We start from the raw sequence: 21,965 nt of genomic DNA on the forward strand, positions 1-21,965 counted from the left end.
TACTTCTGTTAAGTGCCACCAACTCCAATTGTAATATCTTCTTTATCTTCCGTTTTCCACCGTTCGCGCTGAATCTCGTCCAGTTCAATGTAAATATCCGCCTCATTCACCTTTATAGTATAGGTATAACGTTCTCCAGGTTTCCATCCCTCCCAATCGAGATCAGTACAGGTAGGCAGCATAAATGAATACCGCCTTTCATTAAGCCAGATATCGAAGAAATAACGTTCCAATTCGTCGAGCTCGGTAGAAGCAGTGGAGGCTACGGGAAACAAAAATATTTCCCGAATCAGTGCCGGTTCATCTTTCGCCGCCGGCACAAGAAACGTGCTGTCCCTGTTATAACCGGGAATAAGGATAGAAGCGCCCGAAGTTGCATCCGTCAGACTGGGATCCGTACCTGTTTTCACAGGAGGTTCGAACTTTTCCTTGATTATATCATAGGTACCCCGTGTCACACCCGAAACGGTCATACGATTGATAAAGATATCCTGTTCCGGTACATCCGGTGCTTCATCTGTTTTAATTATTTTCAGGACAACACTGGTTAACAGATGCTCGAATTGGGTTTCTAGTGGCTGATCGGTTTTCTGTTTGTCTGTCAGCGTAGCCTTCAGCAGATCCGGGCGGCGATATAAATTCACACGCAAACCGAGCGGACGTTCAGAAGTGGGCGGAAGAATGGTTACTCCCGACGAATCACCTCCCGCGGAAGATGCCAATGGGGCCGGGAAAAACAGTTTAAAATCGTATTGTTCATCATCTTCCGGATAATAGTATTTCAGTGGTGAATAATCAATTTTGTAGCCGTCAACTACTTTCTTTACCGAACCGGTCAACCCATTCATAAACGGATTTAACCAATCAGCGCTTCCATTATTATAACGGGTACCATAGATCAGAACTTCTCTACCGCTGGTCACCAAAGAATCCATATTCTCCATACCCGGATTCGACTCTTCGATTCCGGCACGCGTAACATCTCCGTTCTCTACTATCACTGTTCCTACCGCTGCATTAAACAAGACAGGAACAGGTGAGGAAGAAGAGTCGTCCTTGATTTCCGTTTCATTACTACAACTGCCCAAAAAGAACAGACCGGCAAGTAATAAAAAACCAATGTTACGACTATATTTATATATTAATTCGATCATAGATATTCTCCTTTATTATAAAGATTCACCGGGTTTACCCAGCCCAACCTCGTTACCGTTATCCGGTTCGGTTGCATCCTCCCAAGGTTCAAGACTAATAACATCGAAAAGTACGGTATGTCCCTTTACTGTAGCTATAACAACTGTTTTATGTCCTGCTTGCAGCGTCACACCACTGAACGGGTATGATTTGGTTTTTCTGTTTTCAAACTCCAAGGTGATTTCAGTCAGGCCGGCGGCATCCGGGTAAACCAACACCCCTTGCGAAGTAACCGTATCTGTTCGCAGCTCCATCTCTCCAAAATCAAATTCACCCATATGACTATCGTCCGGTTGGGTTATTTTATTCAGAGCAGTCTCCCCGATATTGGATATGGTCAGTTCGAACTGAGTGGGGACATTTATTTTTGCTGAAAGCAGATCGCCGTATAACTCAGCTACATGATCATCTTCAGCAACCAGTTTTAATACGACCTGTGCCAGACTGTGCTCAAATTCAAACGCAATTTCACGTCCATCTTGATAAACCGCGGTAACCGGCTTAGTCACCATAATATCTTGTGTTCCGTCGATTGTCCACGACGCCTTTCCAGCTTCATAGTTATTATGTTCCGGATAAAATGCCATGAAGTGAGCATTATTGTTAGCCTCATCGAAATATTGACGTATATCCAGATCTATCGTTCCGCTGCCTGCTGCAATGGAAGCGGAAGAAGCTATATTGGAAGTAAGAAAGCCTTGCTGCGTATCTCCATCAGTACCTCGTATCACCTGTATGCCAATCATTTCCTGTTGAGGGATATGATTTTCATCGGATTCTATACCCCCACGGGTTAAAACGACACCCGTATTGAATTTGATTTCATTCTTAACAGGCACCTCAGCTATCGGGTCTTCATTACATGCTGTTAACAGAAAGAGTACGATTGTGATAATATATACAGGCCAATATTTCATTCTAATTCTTTTTCATTTGGTGACCGGAAAAGAAACTAATCCTGTCCGGTCTGTGTAAGTTGTTGCTATTATTGTATGGTACCTGATCCTGTACCGCCATCTTCCCACGGTTTTACTTTAATAGAAGGTAAAATCTCACCGGATTTAAATGTCAAAGTAATCTCATGATCCATACCAGGTTTAGCACCACCATCAGAAATCACTATCCCATTAAGTTCCGCATCATCACCACCAGAAGTCTTCACTACTAAATTATAGTTCGCTTCGGGATAAACCATTGCTTTACCAAAAGTAAGAGTATCTGTTGTTAACGTAAGGTTGTCAGCCTGTGTATCGAGAACCTGATCGCCACTCGCATTTAATACAGGGATCTCTTTTGTTGATACAGTACTGGTTGATTGATACTGATTAGCTTCATTACCATCAAACGTGTGAGTTACCGTAGATTTCGTACCTGTGATTATCACCTCGGTAACATCGCCCCAACTTCTTGCTGCAGCATCGCTATCGGCAATGACCTTGATTGTTATTTTCGAAAGCAAATGTTGGAATGTTACAGGATTCGAGGAACCCGATACTTCTTTATTGTCATGAAAATAATTGGTTACCATCACGTCAGTCTTACCGTCTATCATCCATGTGGCACTAACATGGGTATCCTTTACTAAGTTAACTTTCGGGTAAAAACCTTTCAAGTGAGAGTATATAGTACCATCGATATTATAATACTGCGAATTAGTAAATTCAAGCACATTTTCATCGCTTACATTTTTCAATGTAGCATCAACAACTCCAGGTCCTGTCCCCTCTACTGTCTGAACCGTAGCTATTGCATCAGCCCATACCGTAGATGTAGCAGTAGAAGATGAATGATCCGGAGCTCTAAGAAAAGCAACATTCAGTGAGGTTGGTGTTGTGATAATACCACTGCTGTTAGATTCCACCGACGTACGGGTCATAACTGTCGTTCTCAGTAAAATTTCACTTTTATCTTCTCCAGCCTGCCCTCCATTGACCGGGTCGTCCCCATTGGAGCAGGCTGTTGCCAACAATGCCAGCATAAAGATCGATGTAATTTTTGTTTTCGTTTTCATTTTCATTCACTTAATGGTTTATTTACTCTTTTATCTATTTAAACTCTCATTTCCTTATTCTATGACAGCACCTCCGCTACCTCCCCAACTCCAGGGACGAACCACCATCGTGAGGTTAAACTCGCCTCCATCGGGGAATTTCAATGGCACAATTACCATCCCGCCTTCTTCGGGTAGAGCAGCCAGATCATCGGTTATATCAGACGGCAGAGTTGTCACCGTTTCTCCACCAGAGAAGGTCACATCCGCAGTAACTTCGTTTTTATCTATAAAACCGAAAACGGAAACAGTGGTACTGAAATCCTTCTCTCCGTCCTTCCGGGAAGCTTCGGCCCGTACAACAGCTGTTTCCATGCTAGCGGCTTCGCCGCTAAAAGCCTTTACCGAATAGATAATCCCATCCACATCCACCGACAATGCCGAAACATTATCCAGCGCATCCGATTGTAATATAAAGGTAATATAACGTGTGTAGCTCTGAGGATAAGCATCTACCACGACAGGTATCTCCGAACGGGGAACTTCTATTTCTTCCAGCCCGGTGCCAAACACTCTTTCTACACTACCGATATATCCGGGACCTGCCCGATGGAATACCTCCCCGGCCAGTATAATATCATTTTCGTGACTACCATTCACTTGATAAGACGCACCGCTCATTTCCTTGTTCGAGATTATCACATGATAAGTTTCGGCCGGCAGCCAACCTTCGAAGCCAGAGGATGTTCCTTCAGCAACAATGGGTTCACCACCGCGACTGTTATAGAAATAATAGGTAGTAACTCCCGGCACAGAAGACTGTTTCCAATGCAGGTTTATCTTCAGATATCCATTATCAGGCCTCATCTCCAGATCACGGCGTGTGCATCCGAACATTAGCATAGCTATCAGAACGATGCTCAATATGATATATATATTTACCTTATTTTTCATTTTATAAATCGGTACACAATCGAGATATTAATCCCTGTTATTCCAAACTTATTACGCTTCTTATCGTAATCAAAATAATAATGCTCATTTTCCGGCGTATAATAATCGATTGTGCGACGGCTATATCCGGCACGCAACCCTAATTCGACTCCCAGACGGTCGGTTATAGGAATATGCCCTCCTACGGATAAACCAAGACCGGCAAACTTTCCTGTCCGATTGTCGTCAATATGCATTCGTTGATTATCGAAATCGCCGGCTTCACCATAAAACCCGGCAAACAGCCAGCGGTAAGTACCGTCGGCATTCAACCAGATACGGGGTTCAAGGCTCCAGGCCGAAACTCCGAAATACTGATCTCCACCGACCTTCCTTTTGGCGTATGCTCCAGTAGCGTTAATCGACCATCGGTCGGCAAAAAAATATTCAAGACTTAAATTCGGCATCCAACTATAATGTTTAAAATCAGGCATAATACCAACCCAATATATGAGATTAGTCTTTACTGCCAGCAAAGGAGAAAAACTCTTCTGCGGTGTTTGGATATCCTCTAATTGTTTGGTAGTATTAGAAAATACAGTAGTTACAATACAAACCGATAACCCGACAATAAACAGAAGCTTTATTACTATTGTATGTACAATGCTATTATTATGTTTCATTATGATCTTCCTCGTGAAAAACACTCTATTTATCCAATTGTAAAATTACTGAGTGTACGTGAACCGGATGATAGGATTTCATACAATTATCAATTAATTATCCGGTTATTCGAAACTGCAATAAACAATAAACCTACAAATTGTCATTTTATCATAATCGATATGCAACAGTGTCATTTATTAAAAATAAACAACTGTTTCGTGTCAATATTTGACACAAACCCTTCACTCCAGACATTCTTCACACAGCATTTTATATCTAATTTAGCCATGTTAAATAATTGGTTTACTTATGAATAATAATTTAAACAAATCTGTTTTAGATAAAATACTGAACTGTATACCAGAAAATATCAAACCTGTTAATTACTTGATGGATATTTTAGATCTGGGAAAAGAGTCGGCTTACCGGAGATTGAGAGGAGAGAAAGCATTATCATTGGAAGAGATACATAAACTATCTGTTGAATTAAGTTTTTCACTTGATGAAATATTAGGAAACAAGAATACAAACACCTTTACTTTTAATTACATAGGCTCTTCCGATAAGAATCCGGATAACAACTTTCTGGAATTTCTTCTCTTTTATGAGAACTATCTGAAGAATATTCTAAACGCTGAAAATACAGAGGTTATAAACACGATAAATAACATGTTGAGTACTATGTTTGTCGGTTTTGACGAGTTATTCAAATTCGTCTACTACCATTGGATGCATCAAATGAAAGAGGTACCTTTGAATTATCATTATTCAAACTTGGTTATCCCTCCCCAGATAAAAGATATATGCAAAAATATCAACAACTTACATAAAAACTTAAAGAAAGTGACCATGATCATAGATAAAAATATACATCTGAACCTGATAAAAGAAATACAATATTTCTACATACGGGGACTTATAGATGAATCGGAACTCATCAGGCTTAAAGAACAGTATCTACGCTATATGGATTTTACGGAAAAGATCATAACAAAAGGAACTGATCCTAATGGAAGCAGTTATGATATTTATCTATCCATGCTCGGTATCAGCAGCAGTACATCTTATATATCTTGGGAAGATAATGAAGAATCGGCTTTCTGGCATAACGTCTGTTATCCTATGCACACAAGAAACCGAAATATAATTGACAGGCATAAACACTGGATAGATTCACTAAAGAAATATTCGACGCTCATAACTCAATCCAACGAATTACAGCAGGCTGATTTCTTTAACGAGCAAAAAAACTACGTAAACAATATGGCCGATAAGATATTGTTGTAAGGGTAATACCGACTTATGCAATTCACCTCTCAAATAATGAAATGCAAGGAGTTATGGAGTATTAAGTTTTCAGTTCTTTCATGACAGATAGCGTAAGTGCTTAAAAAAAAGAAGAAGGAACAGAAATTTTCATTCTGTTCCTTCACTAATTTCGGAGGTACCTGGCAGATTCGAACTGCCGTACATGGTTTTGCAGACCACTGACTAAGCCACTCATCCAAGGTACCAATGTGGCTAAAAATCAATTGATTAATAAAATTGTAATTGTTAATTATCAATTGTTATTTTCTCTTCGAGGTTCCTGGCGGATTCGAACCGCCGTACACGGTTTTGCAGACCGCTGACTAAGCCACTCATCCAAGGAACCATCTATTTCAAATAACGTCTTATCGTTTTGCGAGTGCAAAGAAAGGCATTATGTTTGATATATGCAAATCTTTTTCATTCTTTTTGCAGGCTTTGATTGTTGCAGAACTAAGGAAAAAGAAGTTACTTTGTCCCCTGTTAGTATAAATATAAAGGAATGAATTATATAGAAACGGAAATATCCGGTGTCTGGATCATTGAACCTAAGGTGTTTAATGACGCGCGGGGATATTTTATGGAAGCATTTAAACAATCTGAGTTTGAACAACACATCGGTAAAGTGAATTTTATTCAGGATAATGAGTCCTGTTCTTCCAAGGGAGTACTTAGAGGATTACATTATCAATTGGCTCCTTATTCGCAGTCGAAGTTGGTGCGGGTGATCACAGGACGTGTTCTGGATGTTGCCGTCGATTTGCGTGCCGGATCTCCGACATTCGGAAAATATGTATCGGTTGAACTTTCGGCAGAGAATAAACGACAGTTCTTTATTCCGCAGGGATTTGCCCATGGATTCCACGTGTTGAGCGACGAAGCGATTTTTACTTATAAAGTGGATAACCCTTATATGCCCAGCCATGAAAAAGGACTTCGTTTTGATGATCCGGCGATAGGTGTGGATTGGGGAATTACAGATATCAATGCTGTAAATTTATCAGAGAAAGATACAAAAGCGCCTCTGTTCAGTGAGGCGGAATATAATTTTACATTTAAATAATACGGACGATGAAGACTTATCTGGTTACCGGTGCTGCCGGTTTTATTGGTGCTAACTTTATCAAATATATGCTGGCAGAGCATCAGGATATAAAGATTGTAGTGCTCGATTTGCTGACTTATGCAGGAAATCTGGGTACGATAGCAGGAGATATCGATGGCGAACGTTGTGAGTTTGTGAAAGGCGATATCTGTGATCGTACGTTGGCTGATGAACTTTTTGCTAAGTATAATTTTGATTATGTAGTTAATTTTGCTGCAGAAAGTCATGTGGATCGTAGTATTGAGAATCCGCAGTTATTCCTTGTAACTAATATTCTGGGAACACAAAATTTACTGGATGCAGCCCGCAGAGCCTGGGTGACAGGGAAAGACGAGGCCGGTTATCCTCAGTGGCGTGAAGGCGTACGTTTCCATCAGGTTTCTACAGATGAAGTTTACGGTAGCCTGGGTGCGGAAGGTTATTTCCATGAAACGACTCCGCTGGATCCGAGAAGTCCGTACAGCGCCTCCAAAACAAGTGCCGATTTATTTGTAAAAGCGTATTTCGATACTTATAAAATGCCGGTAAGCATTACCCGTTGTTCCAATAATTATGGTCCTTATCATTTTCCGGAAAAACTGATTCCTCTTATTATAAAGAATATCCTGGAAGGAAAATCCCTGCCGGTGTATGGTGACGGAAAGAATGTAAGAGACTGGTTGTATGTGGAAGATCATTGCAAGGCTATCGATGCTGTTATTCATCGTGGACGGGTAGGAGAAGTCTATAATGTAGGTGGCCATAACGAAAAGCAAAACATTGAGATTGTAAAACTGACGATCAGTACAATCCATCGCTTAATGACCGAACAGCCTGAATATCGCCAGGTGCTGAAAAAGAAAGAGATTGGTCCGGACGGGGAAATTGCTGTCGACTGGATTAATGAAAGCCTGATTACTTTTGTGAAGGACCGCCTCGGACATGACATGCGTTATGCTATTGACCCGACGAAAATCTCTGAAGAGCTTGGCTGGACTCCTGAAACGACATTTGAAGTCGGCATCGTAAAAACAATCCGCTGGTATCTGGAAAACCAACAGTGGGTAGAAGACATCACGGGTGGCGATTATATGAAATATTACGACCGGATGTACTCCGGCCGTGAATTATAAAGCATTGGTTTCTCCTTCCGGAGGAGTTACCGTATGATTAGGAGAGAGGCTGCTCACCAGTTCGGGAGCAGTCTCTTTTATTTGGTTACGTATCGATTCCCGTATTTCTTTCCGGACATTTGTCCGAGTACTGTCCAGCTCCGCTTCTTTAGCCGGTTTAAAAAGGTCTTTGTAGCGGCACTTTACAATTTTATATTTGAAATCATCCAAATTACCGGTGATGTCGATTCCGAGTTTAAACGGAACCGGCGATTTGAGTACAGACAGATGATAGTTGAAAGTCATATCCAGGTTATGAGTTCCTCCGACGGCTACTTTATATCTGTCCATTTCCACCAGGAAGGGGAATACTTCTATTTTATTGTCTTTGATGGCCAGATCGACCGATATACTGTCTATTACATTCCGCTTCTTGTTTTTGAACATAAGCGTCTTGGATATTTCAGTAAAAGTTTCACCGTCCAGCAGCACCATGTTTTCCCCATGCAGATAGCAGGCTGAGTGCAGGGAAGGAAGTTCCAGCGACATGGTGGAATCCATCTTGCAGGTTGCCGTCACCTGGCAGTCGACTACTCCTTCGAAAGAACGTAACATCGGGACGAGTGTGTCGATGGCCGGATACAATCCGATCAGTTTCTCAACCATTACATCTTCCATATCGAGATCGAAACCGGCGGATGCCCCGCTATAGTCTTTAGCCGTGTAGAACATGGTCATGTTTCCGCGGCCGATATTTGAATCCATCTTAAGGTTACTAAGATTGATGCTTTGATCGCGGATAATCACTTCACCGAGTACATTGGTAAGTTCGGCATCCTTGAAGTCGATCTTTTGAGCGTTTGTGTGAAGCGTTATGTCCAGATAAGCCGGGATGACAAATACCCGGTCTGTTGTATCCAGTGTCGCTGTTGCAATGGAATCCTGCAGAGTATGGGTATCCATGGTAACAAAACTTTCCTCGTCCATTACTGATTGACCGGTTGTAGCGAGGTGTTGTTCCGAATATTGCATGCCGGAGTTCATCGCTTTCATTAGCTGGTTACAATCGATATAATCGGATGTCAGTGAGAAGTTACCCCGTAGTTTCCCTCCCCGAAGCATGGCCTGGCGGATACGGTTTATTTCTCCGTTCAGCATAAAATCACTTTTTCCCAGATGCAGGTGGGCATTGGTCAATGTGATATCGTTAGTATTGAATTTCATGGTGGTCTGGTCTATTCGCATAGGGATGGGTAGCAGGCGGCTGAACCCTCTCATTTTGTTAAAGGAGAGGCTGCCTCGGATTTCCCAGCGACGTAATAATTGTGTTGTCACGTCGGTGGTATCCGTTTGGATTTGACCGGGTGTCCTTGGGCGGCGTGTACGTGCCTGCCTGGTTGTATTGGCCTGTGATGTTGTATCGGTCCGGGCAAGTCTTCGCTGGCGCACGGCATCCCGATAGGGGAGTGCTTCTAGATTGAATGTGTTTCCGGCAAGTATCATTCCGGTATGCATCGGCAGGATGAAGTATCGCAGGGTATCGACAGAAATGGTGGCACCTGCGGTGGGTATCCGTTTATTGGAGGCTGACGATTTGATGCCACCTTTCATGACGGTTTGTCCGGCTACCAGCCATACGGAATCGGGCAGGCGGGTACGCAGATAGTCAAACTTCAGTTGTGCAGTCATGGGGATAACGGCTGTCGTATCTATGACAGGCGATGTTTTTGCCTGTATGGCCAGTCGGCTGATATTTGTATTGATGTCATCCTGGTATTTGATGTTCAGGCTGTCTACCGACAAAGACATGCTTAACAGGTCTTTATTTTCCAGATAAGAACTGCCCTGTTGGGTGGAGTCGACCGAGAAACCGGCATTTGTTATAAAGACGTCCATACCCAACGGTTTGCTATAAGCCTTCAGCGTATCTATTTTTAACTGGCCTGAAGCGTGAACTTTGCCGTATTGGCTGTCCAGTAAGTCATCCACATTAAATGAAGCGGAAAGATCGGCATCCATTACTCCCTGGAGGAAGAGGGTGTCCGGATTCAGAAATTCCTGTGCAAGCCGTGTGAAGTCGATCTTACCTTTTATATTGGCGTCGACATTCGGTGAAGTCAGCAGGTTGGTTACTTTTCCACGCATATCCAAAGAGGTTGTCAGTCCTTTTAATCTCAGTTGTTCCAATGAGACAAAAGAAGAATCCGGATACATGCCGTTCAGATGGAGGTCCATATCCATCTGTATGGTGTCGATTCCTTGTTTGAGGCCTTTGACGTGGTAGGAACCGTTTTCTATTTTACAACACAGGTTGACGGATGGAACAATGCTGTCTCCCAGGTAACCGTGTATGTTCCCTTCCATGATGATAGCTCCTTTTGCTAGTGTTTTATCCCTGTTTTGGAAATAGGCATCGGGAATGAATTTCAATAAATCGTTCATGTCGGATATTTTGAGTCCGACTTCCATGTCTATTTTAGTTTGTTTCAGCGGCGGTAAACTGCTGACAGAGCCGTGGGCTGTAAAAGGAAGATTGTTAACGAGTAGTTCGGCATCGTTCAACGTGATCGTGTTGAAGTTGTCAGAAAGTAAAAGCTGGCTTTTCAGTTTCAGGGCCAGTTTGTTTTCCAGTGTATAAGTCGGACTGCTGAACAGGATGGAAGTTGAGCCTGTTTCAATATCCAGTTTATTCTTTCCGTCGGTCAGTGAACCGTCTAGGTTGAGGAAGAAGCCGTTTATTTCAGCAAACAGATCGGCTTCGCGGTCATCATAAGTGAAACGGCCGTTTGTGATGTGTACTTTTTGCAGATCGATGGGAGGTAACGGCTTTTTGCCGGTGTCGGCAGAGTCGGTCTCTGTGGAATAGATATCCCAGTTGGCAGCACCTTTCTTATTCACATAGCCATAGAAACGGGGTTCTTCGATACTGATTTCGCCTATTGTTATCTTGCCGTTAAAAAGATAATCGGTTGGCCGGAAAGAGATAACGGCGGATTTGAAAGCGATCAGGGAATCGGACGGAATGGCCAGTTCTTCCTTGTGTACCGTTGAATCTTCGGCTGTATGTGAGATTAGATGGCCGTTCGTGAGCCGGATGCCCAGATGCGGGTATGTTTCAAAATAAGTCAGTTCGATCCGCTCGCAATCCAGATGGGCGTCAAGAAACTTATTCGTTTGTTCGATGACGAGCGGGGTCAGTTTCTCCGGAGGAAGAACACCCCAGTTCAGAATACTGAACCCTATGCCCGGAAGGATAAAGAACAGGGTAACAGTGATAACGACGATTGTCGTAATTAATTTTTTATTGATCTTCATATTGCCTTCATGTATTGGTTATACAAAAGTATGTAAATAAACCCATATCTTTGTACCTGATAAGTTTATTTAAAAGATTATAGGCATATGGATTTTCGTCTGAAGGTATTTTATAGCGTAGCGACTAACCTGAGTTTTACAAAGGCTTCGAAGGAATTGTATATCAGTCAACCGGCTATAAGTAAGCATATTCATGAGCTGGAGATGCAGTATAAGACGCCGTTGTTCGACCGTACCGGTAGCCGTATTGTGCTGACCCGGGCCGGCGAATTGTTGTTGTCGCATACCAATACGCTGCTGGCTGCTTACCGGCAACTGGACTTCGAGATGAATCTGCTGACCGATAATATCTGTGGCGACCTGCGCCTGGGGGCTAGTACGACGATTGCCCAGTATGTATTGCCTCCCATCTTGTCTTCCTTTATCCGAAAATTTCCTGACATTCGGGCTTCCCTGCTGAATGGCAATAGTCATGATATTGAAAAAGCCTTGTGTGAAGGTAAGATCACTTTGGGACTGGTGGAAGGAAATGCCCGGCAGAGTTCTCTTCATTATACGCCTTTTATGAAAGATGAACTGGTCGTTATTACACATACCGGGAGTAAACTGGCCCGGTATGAAGAACTGACGTTGGACCAACTTTGCACACTTCCGCTGGTGCTGCGTGAAAATGGTTCAGGGACGTTGGCCGTCTTGGAATCTACATTGGCCGAACATCAGGTCAAGCTATCCCAACTGAAAGTACTGATGCAGTTAGGAAGTACTGAAAGTATTAAATTGTTTCTGGAAAATTCGGATGCACTGGCAATCGTGTCGGTACGTGCCGTTACTCGTGAACTGATGTCGGGAGTGCTGAAAGTGATCGATATCACAGATTTTTCTGCCGAACGTATGTTTTCCTTTGTACAGCTACAGGGACAGAGCGGGGGACTGGAAGAGAGTTTCATCCGGTATATGCAAGCCTATAAGTAAATCAGATGTGGATGCCGTAATCGTGTTTCACTTCATCCATCACAAAAGTACTTTCCAGTGAACCGAGGCTGTCTATTGTTCCCAGAACATTGAGGATAAACTCCTGGTAGTATTTCATGTTTGGGGCATGGATCTTTAATAGATAGTCGTAACTGCCTGATATGTTATAACATTCAGTTACTTCGGGGATATCTTGTATGATCCGTGTGAACTCGGTCGCAATCTCCCTGTTCAGTTTGCTGAGTTTGACGCGGCAGAAGACGACAAAACCCAGATTCAGTTTTTCTGCATCCAATACGGCTATATACTTCTTTATATATCCTCCGTTTTCCAAACGTCTGAGGCGTTCGAAGACCGGGGTTGATGAAAGATTCACCCGGGCGGCAAGTTCTTTTGTTGTCAGCCGGGCATTTTCCTGTAGCGTGCGGAGGATCTGCAAATCCTTTTTGTCTAAAGTCTCCATAGAATAAAATTCTTTTATCTGATTCTTTTTAACTGTTGTATAGTTGACTCTGTCTGTATGACGGTGTAAAAATAGTATTATTTTCTATATCTATATGATTTCTTGTTTGATATTTCTTTGTATGATACTTTTGCTGGAAAATAATACAGTAATAAGTCAAATAAAAAAAGAATAAAATCATGGCAAAAAGAGAATTACATTTCGAGACTTTACAGCTTCATGTAGGACAGGAACAGGCGGATCCGGCAACAGATGCTCGTGCAGTACCCATTTATCAGACGACTTCCTATGTGTTTCATAACTCGGCGCATGCGGCAGCTCGTTTCGGTTTGCAGGATCCGGGAAATATTTACGGTCGTTTGACTAATTCAACGCAAGGTGTTTTTGAACAGCGTGTGGCGGCTCTTGAAGGAGGCGTTGCCGGGTTGGCTGTCGCTTCGGGCGCAGCTGCCATTACCTATGCATTCGAGAATATTACACGTGCCGGCGACCATATCGTAGCGGCAAAGACAATTTATGGAGGTAGCTATAATCTGCTGGCACATACCTTGCCGGTTTATGGGGTAACTGCCACTTTTGTTGATCCGGCTGACTTGTCTAATTTTGAAAAGGCTATCCGGGAAAATACGAAAGCGATCTTTATCGAAACTCTGGGTAATCCGAATTCAAATATTATATCTATAGAAGAGGTGGCAGCCATTGCCCATCGTCATAAGATTCCCCTGATTGTGGATAATACTTTCGGAACACCTTATCTGATACGTCCGATCGAACATGGTGCGGATATTGTAGTGCACTCGGCAACAAAATTCATCGGTGGACACGGTTCGTCGTTAGGAGGTGTCATTGTCGATTCCGGCAAATTCGACTGGGTGGCTTCCGGTAAGTTCCCGCAACTGACAGAACCTGATCCGAGTTATCATGGGGTACGTTTTGTGGAGGCTGCCGGACCTGCGGCTTATGTGACCCGTGTTCGTGCTGTCTTGTTACGCGATACGGGGGCTTGTATCAGTCCGTTCAATGCATTTATCTTGTTACAGGGATTGGAAACTCTCTCATTGCGTGTGGAACGTCATGTTGAAAATGCTCTGAAAGTAGTTGACTTCCTGCAAAATCATCCGAAGGTGAAAAAGGTGAATCACCCGTCTTTGCCGGAGCATCCCGATCATGCGTTGTATAAACGTTACTTCCCGAAAGGCGCCGGTTCAATCTTTACTTTCGAGATAAAAGGAGGGCAGGAAGAAGCACATCGTTTTATCGACAGCCTGGAGATCTTTTCCCTGCTGGCAAATGTAGCCGATGTAAAATCTTTGGTTATTCATCCGGCCAGTACTACACATTCGCAGTTGAATGCAGAAGAACTGGCGGAACAGGAGATTTATCCGGGAACAGTGCGCCTTTCGATAGGAACGGAGCACATAGAAGATTTGCTTGTAGATCTGGAGCAGGCACTGGCTAAAATCTGAACAATCGGAATGAAAAGGGTGTTATAACTTCAAGTTATCAGCTATTCCATAATGTGATTGGTTCGATATCTTTTTAAAGCCTATCTTTGCGCCGTCAAAAACAAAGGATAACTAAATGATATTATAAGAAATGAACACAATTGAACAAGTGCTGACGAAGTACAACAAACCCCTTTTCATTCTCCTATTCGTTCTTTGTCTGATGCCTTTTATTTCTCCGGCTATAGCTCTGTTTCTGGGTCTTGCGCTGGGAATGACAGCCGGACAACCCTTCCCGAAATTCAGTAAGAAAACGTCTAAATATTTATTGCAGTTCTCTGTAGTAGGCTTGGGATTCGGTATGAATCTGCATGAATCGCTGAGAACCGGAAAAGAAGGGATGCTCTTTACGGTCGTATCGGTTGTTGCCGTGTTGGCTTTAGGTATGTATCTGGGTAAGAGATTGATGATGGACCGGAAAACGGCTTATCTGATTTCCGCCGGAACTGCGATTTGCGGAGGAAGTGCCATAGCAGCCGTTGCCCCGGTAGTAAAAGCCAACGACAATGAGATGTCGATGTCGCTCGGAACAATCTTTATTCTGAATGCGATCGCATTGTTTATTTTCCCGCCTATCGGACATTTGCTGGGAATGAGCCAGGAGCAGTTCGGTATGTGGGCGGCTATTGCCATACATGATACGAGTTCTGTCGTGGGGGCCGGTGCCGCTTACGGTGAGCAAGCGCTTGAAATAGCTACAATGGTCAAGTTGACACGTGCTTTATGGATTATCCCGGTAACGATTGCTACCATGTTTATATTCAAACAGAAAGGTGCAAAGATCAGCATACCCTGGTTTATTTTCTTCTTTATTCTGGCTATGGTTGCAAATACTTTCCTGACAATTCCTGAAACGATAACAGGTTCACTGGTTTGGTTGGCAAAGAAAGGTTTAACGGTTACCCTGTTTTTGATCGGCGCCGGATTATCCCGGAAAGTAATCAAACAGGTAGGCGTACGCCCGATGGTGCAAGGTGTTGTCCTTTGGATATTTATCGGGTTGATCAGTTTAGGAGTAATAATGTTGGTTTAAAATGAGCAAAATCTTGTTTAAAACGGGGGTAAAGTTCGTTTAAAACGAGATTTTGCCCGTTTTAAACAAGAATAACTGTACTTCTCCTTTTTATGGAATGTAATCAATCCTGAAAAATATGAAACCCATATCTCTTACTTCCCTCTTATTGAATTAATTTCCTATCTTTGCGATTTCTAAGTGAATAATAAAGATGGCATCTAAGATTACAAAAGGCATTATAATTTCATTTTGGGTACTGTTCGTTGCAGCAGTGGGAGCTGTGTTTCTGATATTTACAGCTATTGCAAATGGTTCAATCGGGTATGTCCCCCCCGTAGAACAGCTAGAAAATCCAATCGATAAATATGCATCCCAGGTTATTTCGGCAGATGGAAAGACGCTGGGTAGTTATGCGCATAGTAAAGATAACCGTATTTTTGTGAATTATCGGGACCTTTCGCCCGATTTGGTGAAGGCTTTGATTGCAACTGAAGATGTTCGTTTCACCGAACATAGTGGTATTGATGCTCAGGGACTTTTCCGTGCTGTTGTAAAACGCGGTATCCTGATGCAGAAAAGTGGTGGTGGCGGTAGTACTATCACTCAACAGCTGGCAAAACAGCTTTTCTCACCGAATGCAGATAATTTGATGGAACGTCTTTTCCAGAAGCCGATTGAATGGGTGATTGCTGTTCAGTTGGAACGTTATTATACAAAGGAAGAGATCATTAATATGTATCTGAATAAGTTTGACTTCCTGTATAATGCGGTAGGAATCCAGTCGGCTGCTCGGGTTTATTTCGGGACTACTCCGAAGAATCTGAAGATAGAGGAAGCTGCTACTTTGGTCGGTATGTGTAAGAACCCTTCTTATTTTAATCCGAAGCGTCAGAATGAACGTACACGCGGACGCCGTAATACGGTACTGGAACAAATGCAGAAAGCTGGTTATATCACTCGTGCTGAATGTGATTCGTTGAAGGCTTTGCCGCTGGTTCTTCATTTCACCCGTATGGACCATAAGGAAGGTCCGGCTCCTTACTTCCGTGAATATCTGCGTATCCTGATGACCCGTCCTAAACCGGATCGCAGTACGTACAGAGGTTGGCAGAAACAGCAGTTTTATGAAGATTCTCTGGCTTGGGAAACCAATCCTCTCTATGGTTGGTGCAACAAGAATAAGAAAGCTGACGGCGAGTATTATAATCTTTATACCGACGGTCTGAAAATATATACGACGATCGACTCCCGTATGCAGCAGTATGCGGAAGAATCTGTCCGTGAGCATTTCAGTAAAGATTTGCAGCCTGCTTTTGTTCAGGCTAACAGAAAGAAGAAACAGGCTCCTTTCTCAATTGATCTTCGTTCGGGTGAAGTGGATACAATTATGATGCGTGCCATGCATCAGACCGACCGTTACCGGGCTATGAAAAAGGCAGGGGAGAAGGAAGATGAGATACGCAAAGTGTTCAATACACCTGTCGATATGCGTGTATTCTCCTGGAACGGACCTGTCGATACGATCATGTCGCCGATGGACTCTATCCGTTACCATAAAAGCTTCCTGCGTACCGGCTTTATGTCGATGGATCCGCGTAATGGTTATGTGAAGGCTTATGTGGGTGGTATCGATTATAATGACTTCCAGTATGATATGGTGAATGGCGGACGCCGTCAGATCGGTTCTACTATCAAGCCGTTCCTCTATTCTCTGGCGATGATTGAAGGTTTCAGTCCATGCGACGAAATGATGCATGTACAAAATACATATTTTGACGAGAATGGTATCCCCTGGACTCCGCGTAATGCCAGCGCCAAGCGGGTTGGTGAACGTGTTTCTATTCAATGGGGATTGCAAAATTCGGATAACTGGGTGACGGCATGGCTGATGAGCCAGATGTCTCCGTATACTTTCGTGCGTCTGCTTCATTCTTTTGGTTTGAAGAATCAGATGGATCCTGTAATTTCGATATGTCTCGGTACTCCTGACGTTTCGGTAGGCGAGATGGTAAGCGGTTATACTGTTTTTGCAAATAAAGGTATCCGTGCTGAACCGATCTATGTAACCCATATCGAGGATCCGTATGGAAATACGATTGCCTCCTTTAATTCACAGATGAGTGAAGTGCTGACGGAAGATGCTTCTTATAAGATGCTTCACATGTTGAAGAATGTGATCGATGGCGGAACAGGTAGCCGCGTCCGTTTCCGTTATGGAATCAAGGCTCCGATGGGTGGTAAGACCGGTACGACGCAAAATAATTCCGACGGTTGGTTCATGGCCTTTACACCTAGTCTGGTGTCGGGTTGCTGGGTTGGAGGCGAAGAACGTTCCATCCATTTCGACCGTTTGTCTGAAGGTCAGGGGGCCAGTATGGCGTTGCCGATCTATGGTTTATTCATGCAGAAAGTATATGCTGATAAGACGCTCGGCTATTCGGAAGAGGAAGATTTCGATATTCCGGAACAATATGCAAATCCTTGTAAAACCATCACGGAGGAAGAACGCAAGCATATCCCGGCAGATACCGGTGGCATTGATAAAATGTTTGAATAGTAAACAAGATTGATTATATGAAACTCCCGCAAATCTGAATAATTTATTAGATTTGCGGGAGTTCATTTTTTTAGAAGATCTGAACTTATTTCAAAGGAAAGTGGTTTACAGATTATAAAGTGATATAACATGAATTTCAGACATAAATATGTATTGGCTATCGATCAGGGAACAACTACTTCCCGGGCCATCCTGTTTAATCGTCAGGGACAGGTCATCACACTCTCTCAGAAAACGTTCCAGCAATATTTTCCTAAGCCGGGTTGGGTAGAGCATGACCCGAACGAGATATGGTATACACAGTCGCTTGCGATCAAGGAAGCGATGGCGAAAGCCGATGTGACGGATGACCATATTGCCTGTATCGGTATAGCCAATCAGCGTGAGACGACGATTGTGTGGGACCGTGAGACGGGTTTTCCTGTTTACAATGCGATTGTGTGGCAGGATCGCCGCACAGCTGATTATTGTGAGGAGTTGAAATCGGAAGGTTATTCCGATTTTATTCAGCAAAAGACCGGACTGGTCATCGATGCCTACTTCTCGGCAACTAAAGTAAAATGGATACTGGATCATGTAAAAGGTATCCGTGAACGGGCGGAACGGGGTGAACTTTGCTTTGGAACAGTCGATTCCTGGCTGATCTGGAAGCTGACACGGGGTACACAATTCATTACGGATATTACAAATGCCTCCCGGACCATGTTGTTCAATATAAATACCATGCAATGGGATCAGGAGTTGCTCGATCTGTTTACAATCCCGGCCTCCATGTTGCCGGAGGTGAAGAGCAGCAGCGAGGTTTATTGTGAGACTTCTACCCCGATATTTAAAGCCGGTATTCCTGTTTCGGGAATGGCGGGTGACCAGCAGGCGGCTCTGTTCGGACAGCTGTGTCTGGAAGAAGGTATGATGAAGACGACCTATGGTACGGGCTGTTTTATGATCGTAAATACCGGGGACAAACCGGTGCTTTCACAAAACAACCTGCTGACGACCATTGCCTGGAAGCTGGGTGATAAAGTAACTTATGCATTGGAAGGCAGTGTGTTTGTCGGTGGTGCGGCTATCCAGTGGCTCCGTGACGGTATCGGGTTGATACCGAATGCTCCGGTCACGGAACAGATGGCGAAGTCGGTTCCGGACAATGGCGGTGTCTATTTCGTACCTGCGTTGACCGGTTTGGGAGCTCCTTATTGGGACCAGTATGCACGGGGAGCTATTATTGGCATTACCCGCGGTACGACAGCTGCGCATCTGACACGTGCTGCGTTGGAAGGTATTTGTTACCAGGTATATGATGTACTGATCGCGATGGAGAATGATATTCACGCCAAGCCGAAGGAGATTCGGGTGGATGGCGGTGCGATTGCTAATAATTTCCTGATGCAGTTTCAGGCGGATATCAGCCGCTGTCCGGTAGTCCGTCCCAGTATAATTGAGACAACTGCTTTAGGAGCTGCTTATCTGGCCGGGTTGGCAGTGAACTACTGGAAAGATATGGATGAGTTGAAAGAGCAGTGGTCGCTGGATACCATCTTCACTGCCAAGATGAAACCGGAAACAGCTTTGGCTTTACTTTCCGATTGGCATAAGGCGGTCGGACGGACAATGAACTGGGCGATGGATAGCGAAATATAAAGAGTATGCCTGGATACCCGGAATTGCACCGCTTGCAGGCTTTGCGCTGGCAGCGATGCTTTATTATATTCTGAAATAGAGCATTTAAACGTTTTTTATCTAATCTAAAAAGTGGTATATTCGTGGTATTATTCTGGAGAGAAAGAATAGCCAGAATCAATTTAAGCCTATTGAAATGAGTAGAATAACCACTTTACTTTTAGTATTTTGTTTGATATTGTCCGGATGCGGAAACCATAAATCTCGAAATAATCAGGTTACATTGGAACCGGATTCATTATCCGGACCTTACAGCCATGCACAAGAGTTGTTTGACAAAGCCCGTGAACTGCAAAAAGGGGAGGATTATCCTGCCGCCATATCGGTTTATCAACAATTAATATCCCTGGAACCAACGGATGATGACATAAAATCTGTCGCCACCCTAATGGATGAAGGATTCCTGCAATTGGTCTATTGCTATATCTTTGGCGGGCAACGGAAAGACGGGGCAGACTATTTCAGCCATATATATAAAGAAAATAAACTTTGGTTTGTACGGAATTATCCCCGTAGTGTGGAAATCAGTACAGCTTATTCCCTCTATGAAGCTACGCGCCTGGAAGAAGCCGTTGCTCTGATAGACTGTGCCTTGTCGCGGCAAGAGGAAGGCAGGGAGAATGAGCAACTTTACGTGGACAATGGCATTGCATCCGTCATTTATAACCAGGCTGGCGAAATACGCAAGGCGATTGCCTGTGGCGAACGGAGCCTTGAGATTATAAAAACACTGGAAGACCAGTCGAAGATCGTGTTTGTGCTGGGTAACTTGATTTTTCAGTATCAGCAGGTAGGAGAATTTGAACAGGCCCTTGCTGCTTATGATGCTCTGCTGGCTTCCGGTGAAGGGGAAAAGAACCCGTATGGATTGTGTGCTGCCGAGACAAATGTTGTCCAGCTCTACGATGAATGGGGTTTGGAAGAGGAAGTAATGCTCCATCTTAATAAAGCCCGTGAAGCTGCCGACCGGAGCGGTGTTCCTGATGCCTTTCTCCGGGTAGATAATTTATCCGTTTATTATGCTCTTCAATGTAAAGAATATGAAAAGGCTGCCGTTTTGCTGGACAGTATGCAGGTTCGTATGCCGGACCGTTCACAAAATTCGTTCTATCATGAATTTTATGATAATTACACCTGTATTCTGGCTGTAAGCGAGACGAAAGGGCAGGGCGGAATGGCTATTGCTTCGGCTCTCCAATTAATCGGGCAGTTGAAAGATAGGCCGTTGAATAACTTGTCGGTCCTGACATACCGCCTGTTGGGGGATGTGTTGGCAGAGGTAGGGGAGACGGCCTTATCCATAGAAGCGTATCAGGCCTGTTGCGACTATATAGAGAAGAACCAATTGGTGAATCAGCAGCGTCTGGTCTATTATGCGTTGGGAAAACTGTATGCAGAAACAATGCGCCCAGCCGAATCGTCCCGCTATCTGCTGATGGCTCATCAGGCTAACCAACAGTTTACCGAACGCCGGAATGCCGGATTAATTTCGCAATTCCGGGTTAAATATGAAACAAGGGAAAAGGAGCAGGATAACCGGTTGTTGCGTTCCGAGTTGCAGTTGCAGAAACGTACCCTGCAATATTATATCCTGATTGGCATCTTATCCTTTTTATTGGGCGTTGCTTTTTTGCTTTGGCTGAGTATGCGTCATAAGAAATCTCTCCGGCTGATTGAGGAAAAGGAAGGTCAGCTCCGGCAGATGCTGACCGAGCGGCAGAACCTGAACCGTAAAAACGAAGAACTACGTATGCAGATTGAAACGGCAGATGCCCTGCATACAATGCAGGAGGTGATAAACAGTCTTTCTCCCCGTTTGCTGACTGCGGAAGAGGAGCAGGAGTTCCGTCGCCAGTTCTGCCTTCTCTATCCGTCGTTCCTGTCGGGGTTGCGGAAGGCTTGTTCGGCTGTGACTCGTAATGATGAGTTGCTGGCTATGCTGATTCGTCTGAATCTTTCGTCGGAAGAAATAGCTTTTGCCCTCGGAAATAACCGGGCAAGTGTGAATACCTCCCGCTTCCGTTTGCGGAAAAAGTTGGAGCTGGACAAAGACGTATCGTTGGAAGATTACATGAGTCGATTTTAAATGATTTGTAAATCAATAGATAGAAGTCTGTTATAGTAATTGTCTATTGAATTGTCTATTGCCGTTTTTAGGAAATGGCACCGGT

General features: G+C 43.7%; 16 protein-coding genes and 2 tRNA genes. 9 read left to right on the forward strand and 9 right to left on the reverse strand.

Translation table 11 applies throughout. From position 1 onward, the window contains the following. Positions 1-8 precede the first annotated feature (8 nt). From DWW91_RS12445 to DWW91_RS12465, 5 genes are all read right to left on the reverse strand, one after another. Positions 9-1,154 (reverse strand): fimbrillin family protein, encoded by a 1,146-nt coding sequence (locus DWW91_RS12445; RefSeq protein WP_007653197.1) that lies wholly within the window; start codon positions 1,152-1,154, stop codon positions 9-11. A gap of 15 nt (positions 1,155-1,169) precedes the next feature. After that, positions 1,170-2,111, reverse strand: coding sequence for a fimbrillin family protein (locus DWW91_RS12450; protein ID WP_122327914.1), 942 nt, complete (start codon positions 2,109-2,111; stop codon positions 1,170-1,172). Between the two features lie 68 nt (positions 2,112-2,179). Further along, positions 2,180-3,211 (reverse strand): hypothetical protein, encoded by a 1,032-nt coding sequence (locus DWW91_RS12455; RefSeq protein WP_122327915.1) that lies wholly within the window; start codon positions 3,209-3,211, stop codon positions 2,180-2,182. Between the two features lie 48 nt (positions 3,212-3,259). Further along, on the reverse strand, positions 3,260-4,138 hold the full coding sequence (locus DWW91_RS12460; RefSeq protein WP_122327916.1) for a DUF5119 domain-containing protein: 879 nt from the start codon (positions 4,136-4,138) through the stop codon (positions 3,260-3,262). Then, positions 4,135-4,800 (reverse strand): DUF3575 domain-containing protein, encoded by a 666-nt coding sequence (locus DWW91_RS12465; protein WP_052716727.1) that lies wholly within the window; start codon positions 4,798-4,800, stop codon positions 4,135-4,137. The genes DWW91_RS12460 and DWW91_RS12465 overlap by 4 nt, the downstream gene beginning before the upstream one ends. Before the next feature lie 292 nt (positions 4,801-5,092). Here DWW91_RS12465 and DWW91_RS12470 point away from each other — a divergent pair, with 292 nt between their 5' ends. After that, positions 5,093-6,070: a hypothetical protein gene (locus DWW91_RS12470; RefSeq protein WP_007653209.1), complete on the forward strand. Its 978-nt coding sequence runs from the start codon at positions 5,093-5,095 to the stop codon at positions 6,068-6,070. Positions 6,071-6,225: 155 nt separating this feature from the next. On the opposite strand, the gene DWW91_RS12475 is transcribed toward DWW91_RS12470, so the two are convergent. Both DWW91_RS12475 and DWW91_RS12480 read right to left on the reverse strand, forming a co-directional pair. Next, a tRNA-Cys gene (locus DWW91_RS12475) sits at positions 6,226-6,297 on the reverse strand. Positions 6,298-6,365: 68 nt separating this feature from the next. Then, positions 6,366-6,437, reverse strand: a tRNA-Cys gene (locus tag DWW91_RS12480). A 156-nt stretch (positions 6,438-6,593) separates the two neighbouring features. Here DWW91_RS12480 and rfbC point away from each other — a divergent pair. Beyond that, the gene (rfbC, locus tag DWW91_RS12485) at positions 6,594-7,154 is read left to right on the forward strand and encodes a dTDP-4-dehydrorhamnose 3,5-epimerase (protein ID WP_122327917.1); all 561 of its coding nucleotides are present in this window, start codon (positions 6,594-6,596) and stop codon (positions 7,152-7,154) included. A gap of 8 nt (positions 7,155-7,162) precedes the next feature. After that, positions 7,163-8,308, forward strand: a complete 1,146-nt coding sequence (rfbB, locus tag DWW91_RS12490; RefSeq protein WP_122327918.1) for a dTDP-glucose 4,6-dehydratase — start codon at positions 7,163-7,165, stop codon at positions 8,306-8,308. On the opposite strand, the gene DWW91_RS12495 is transcribed toward rfbB, so the two are convergent. After that, positions 8,303-11,602, reverse strand: a complete 3,300-nt coding sequence (locus DWW91_RS12495; RefSeq protein WP_122327919.1) for an AsmA-like C-terminal region-containing protein — start codon at positions 11,600-11,602, stop codon at positions 8,303-8,305. The two genes, rfbB and DWW91_RS12495, sit on opposite strands and share 6 nt — an antisense overlap. Before the next feature lie 87 nt (positions 11,603-11,689). Between DWW91_RS12495 and DWW91_RS12500 the strand changes: the two genes are divergently transcribed. Continuing rightward, positions 11,690-12,574, forward strand: a complete 885-nt coding sequence (locus DWW91_RS12500) for a LysR family transcriptional regulator (RefSeq protein ID WP_010803658.1) — start codon at positions 11,690-11,692, stop codon at positions 12,572-12,574. A gap of 1 nt (position 12,575) precedes the next feature. Here DWW91_RS12500 and DWW91_RS12505 read toward each other — a convergent pair whose 3' ends face one another. After that, positions 12,576-13,037 (reverse strand): Lrp/AsnC family transcriptional regulator, encoded by a 462-nt coding sequence (locus tag DWW91_RS12505; protein WP_010803657.1) that lies wholly within the window; start codon positions 13,035-13,037, stop codon positions 12,576-12,578. A 179-nt stretch (positions 13,038-13,216) separates the two neighbouring features. On the opposite strand from DWW91_RS12505, the gene DWW91_RS12510 reads away from it, so the two are divergent. From DWW91_RS12510 to DWW91_RS12530, 5 genes are all read left to right on the forward strand, one after another. Continuing rightward, on the forward strand, positions 13,217-14,503 hold the full coding sequence (locus tag DWW91_RS12510; protein WP_122327920.1) for an O-acetylhomoserine aminocarboxypropyltransferase/cysteine synthase family protein: 1,287 nt from the start codon (positions 13,217-13,219) through the stop codon (positions 14,501-14,503). 130 nt (positions 14,504-14,633) lie between these two features. After that, a complete protein-coding gene (locus tag DWW91_RS12515; protein ID WP_007653224.1) occupies positions 14,634-15,575 on the forward strand; it encodes a YeiH family protein in 942 nt (313 codons plus the stop codon). Between the two features lie 193 nt (positions 15,576-15,768). Beyond that, entirely contained in the window at positions 15,769-18,114 is a 2,346-nt protein-coding gene (locus tag DWW91_RS12520; RefSeq protein WP_122327921.1) for a transglycosylase domain-containing protein, read from the forward strand. Positions 18,115-18,243: 129 nt separating this feature from the next. Continuing rightward, on the forward strand, positions 18,244-19,755 hold the full coding sequence (glpK, locus tag DWW91_RS12525) for a glycerol kinase GlpK (protein WP_048316890.1): 1,512 nt from the start codon (positions 18,244-18,246) through the stop codon (positions 19,753-19,755). A gap of 175 nt (positions 19,756-19,930) precedes the next feature. Continuing rightward, positions 19,931-21,880, forward strand: coding sequence for a hypothetical protein (locus DWW91_RS12530; protein ID WP_122327922.1), 1,950 nt, complete (start codon positions 19,931-19,933; stop codon positions 21,878-21,880). Positions 21,881-21,965: the final 85 nt, after the last annotated feature.

This window comes from Parabacteroides sp. AF17-3 (assembly GCF_003635445.1).
Lineage (GTDB): Bacteria > Bacteroidota > Bacteroidia > Bacteroidales > Tannerellaceae > Parabacteroides > Parabacteroides goldsteinii.

Excerpts from the sequence above, each read along its gene's own strand:
- DWW91_RS12530 (WP_122327922.1), top strand. The coding sequence starts at position 19,931 with ATGAGTAGAATAACCACTTTACTTTTAGTATTTTGTTTGATATTGTCC.
- DWW91_RS12520 (WP_122327921.1), top strand. The coding sequence starts at position 15,769 with ATGGCATCTAAGATTACAAAAGGCATTATAATTTCATTTTGGGTACTG.
- DWW91_RS12500 (WP_010803658.1), top strand. The coding sequence starts at position 11,690 with ATGGATTTTCGTCTGAAGGTATTTTATAGCGTAGCGACTAACCTGAGT.
- glpK (WP_048316890.1), top strand. The coding sequence starts at position 18,244 with ATGAATTTCAGACATAAATATGTATTGGCTATCGATCAGGGAACAACT.
- DWW91_RS12450 (WP_122327914.1), bottom strand. The coding sequence starts at position 2,111 with ATGAAATATTGGCCTGTATATATTATCACAATCGTACTCTTTCTGTTA.
- DWW91_RS12495 (WP_122327919.1), bottom strand. The coding sequence starts at position 11,602 with ATGAAGATCAATAAAAAATTAATTACGACAATCGTCGTTATCACTGTT.
- DWW91_RS12515 (WP_007653224.1), top strand. The coding sequence starts at position 14,634 with ATGAACACAATTGAACAAGTGCTGACGAAGTACAACAAACCCCTTTTC.
- rfbB (WP_122327918.1), top strand. The coding sequence starts at position 7,163 with ATGAAGACTTATCTGGTTACCGGTGCTGCCGGTTTTATTGGTGCTAAC.
- DWW91_RS12465 (WP_052716727.1), bottom strand. The coding sequence starts at position 4,800 with ATGAAACATAATAATAGCATTGTACATACAATAGTAATAAAGCTTCTG.
- DWW91_RS12510 (WP_122327920.1), top strand. The coding sequence starts at position 13,217 with ATGGCAAAAAGAGAATTACATTTCGAGACTTTACAGCTTCATGTAGGA.
- rfbC (WP_122327917.1), top strand. The coding sequence starts at position 6,594 with ATGAATTATATAGAAACGGAAATATCCGGTGTCTGGATCATTGAACCT.
- DWW91_RS12505 (WP_010803657.1), bottom strand. The coding sequence starts at position 13,037 with ATGGAGACTTTAGACAAAAAGGATTTGCAGATCCTCCGCACGCTACAG.
- DWW91_RS12470 (WP_007653209.1), top strand. The coding sequence starts at position 5,093 with ATGAATAATAATTTAAACAAATCTGTTTTAGATAAAATACTGAACTGT.
- DWW91_RS12445 (WP_007653197.1), bottom strand. The coding sequence starts at position 1,154 with ATGATCGAATTAATATATAAATATAGTCGTAACATTGGTTTTTTATTA.
- DWW91_RS12460 (WP_122327916.1), bottom strand. The coding sequence starts at position 4,138 with ATGAAAAATAAGGTAAATATATATATCATATTGAGCATCGTTCTGATA.
- DWW91_RS12455 (WP_122327915.1), bottom strand. The coding sequence starts at position 3,211 with ATGAAAATGAAAACGAAAACAAAAATTACATCGATCTTTATGCTGGCA.